Source organism: Desulfovibrio sp. Huiquan2017 (assembly GCF_017351175.1).
Lineage (GTDB): Bacteria > Desulfobacterota > Desulfovibrionia > Desulfovibrionales > Desulfovibrionaceae > Pseudodesulfovibrio.
In genome coordinates this window covers 1-1,647 of record NZ_JAFMPN010000035.1, presented here as the reverse complement: position 1 = coordinate 1,647, position 1,647 = coordinate 1, and the positions used below count along the sequence as shown (strand labels likewise).

The following is a 1,647-nucleotide window of genomic DNA, read 5'->3' as shown; positions in this document are numbered from 1 at the left end:
TGAGCTTCGAATTACTGGAAAAGTTCCGTGATCCGGACCTGTGCCGGAAGATTCTCGACAAGATGGAATCCGAGCTGGACCGGGAGCTGCGCTTCATGGAGGTCTGCGGCACGCACACCGTGGCGATCTTCCAGTCCGGGCTGCGCTCCCTTTTGCCCGAAAAGATCGTGCATCTCTCCGGGCCGGGATGCCCGGTCTGCGTGACCCACGAGTCGGAGGTCAACGCCTTCCTGGACTTGGCCGGGCACGACGGGGTCATCATGGCCACCTTCGGCGATCTCATGCGCGTGCCCGGGGACAAGGGCCGCAATCTCAAGAAGGCCGTGGCCGACGGCGCGCGGGTCAAGGTGGTCTATTCGCCTTTCGACACCCTGAAGCTGGCCCGGGAGCATCCCGGCGACCTGGTGGTCTTCATCGGCGTGGGCTTCGAGACCACGGCTCCGACCATCGCCGCGACCATGAAGATGGCCCGCGAACAGTCCATCGACAACCTGCGCATCCTCTGTTTCCACAAAACCGTGCCCACCGCGCTGGACGCGCTGTTGTCGGACGAGGCCATCAATATCGACGGCTTCATCCTGCCCGGCCACGTGTCGGCCATTATCGGCGTGGAGCCCTACGCGTTCATCGCCGAGAACTACGCCAAGTCCGCCGTGGTCACCGGGTTCGAGCCCCTGGACATCCTCCAGTCCCTGAATCAGATGATCGAGTGGCGCAACCGGGGCGAGGCCCACGTGGCCAACAACTACACGCGGATCGTGGGCGAGCACGGCAATCCCAAAGCGCTTTCGATCATGTACGAGGTTTTCGAGCCCTGCGACGCCCTGTGGCGCGGCCTGGGCCTGATCCCCGGCTCGGGCCTGGAAATCCGGCCCGAGTGGGAGGCTTTCGACGCCAAGAAGCAGTTCGGCATCGAGATCAAGGACGGCCCGTCCCTGCCCGGCTGCAAGTGCGGCGACATCCTCAAGGGCATCAAGCAGCCCGATCAGTGTCCGCTGTTCGGCAAGGCCTGCACCCCGGCCAATCCGGTGGGACCGTGCATGGTCTCCACCGAAGGCTCGTGCGCGGCGTACTACAAATACAAACTGGATTAGCTATGTCTGACAAGGTTCTTCTCGACTATGGCAGCGGCGGCCGCGCATCCCAGCGCCTCATTTCCGAACTCTTTCTGAAATATCTCGGCAACGACGAATTGGACCGCCTCAACGACGCGGCCGTGCTCAACCTGTCCGGCCGGATCGCCATGTCCACCGACTCCTTTACGGTGGACCCGATCTTCTTTCCGGGCGGCGACATCGGCTCCCTGGCCGTGCACGGCACGGTCAATGACGTGGCCATGATGGGCGCGGTGCCGCGCTACATCACCTGCGGCTACATCATCGAGGAAGGGTTGCCCATGGCCGACCTGGAACGGATCGTCAAATCCATGGGCGAGGCCGCCCGGCACGCCGGGGTCAAGGTCGTCACCGGCGACACCAAGGTCGTGCCCAAGGGGGCCTGCGACAAGATTTTCATCAATACCACCGGCATCGGCGAGGTCATCGCCGACCCGGCCCCGAGCGGCGACGCGGCCCGGAAGGGCGACGCGGTCCTGGTTTCCGGGACCATGGGCGACCACGGCCTGACCGTGCTCGGCACCCGCGAGGG

General features: G+C 64.4%; 2 protein-coding genes. Both read left to right on the top strand.

The window, feature by feature from the left end; all coding sequences use genetic code 11:
- Positions 1-1,094 (top strand): hydrogenase formation protein HypD (hypD, locus tag J0909_RS18225; RefSeq protein WP_353616799.1); only part of this gene is annotated, 1,094 nt, incomplete at its 5' end.
- 2 nt (positions 1,095-1,096) lie between these two features.
- Positions 1,097-1,647 (top strand): hydrogenase expression/formation protein HypE (gene hypE / locus J0909_RS18220; protein ID WP_207265109.1); only part of this gene is annotated, 551 nt, incomplete at its 3' end.